Origin of the sequence: Lentibacillus saliphilus, from assembly GCF_019093865.1 — a bacterium.
Lineage (GTDB): Bacteria > Bacillota > Bacilli > Bacillales > Amphibacillaceae > Lentibacillus_B > Lentibacillus_B saliphilus.
On sequence record NZ_JABJXD010000031.1, the window covers coordinates 1 to 430 of the forward strand.

The window sequence follows — 430 nt, forward strand, 5'->3', positions numbered from 1 at the left end:
CAACCATTTGTGTTTTCGATGCATCCATAAGTGCGGTTCCTTCATCTGTTAGCTTAAGAACATTGCTTGAAGCACTTTCAATATGCGCGCCATTTTCGCTTGCTTGATCAACACCTTCAGCAAAGCGCTGCATATTAGCAGATAATTCGCTTGTTTGTGTTGCTTGCGTTTCTGAACCAGAAGCGAGTTCACTCATCGTTGTTGCAACTTGATTGGCCCCAGCTTTTACTTCACTTGCTGATTGAGTTAATTCCTCGCTTTGACTCGACAGCTGATCCGAGGCAAAGGATACTTTGGTAATTATATTTTTAAGTCGATCCTGCATATGATTCATCGCTTTAGCAAGTTGTCCCGTTTCATCATTCGTTTTTAAATTGATATGATCTCGGGTTAAGTCACCTTCAGCAAGGTGGTTCATCTGTTCGGTTAC

The 430-nt window shown here is 41.9% G+C and carries 1 protein-coding gene; it reads right to left on the reverse strand.

What is annotated here, in order from left to right; all coding sequences use genetic code 11:
• Positions 1 to 430, reverse strand: a 430-nt coding sequence (locus tag HPC67_RS15670; protein ID WP_217589835.1) for a HAMP domain-containing protein, incomplete at both ends; no start/stop codon positions are given.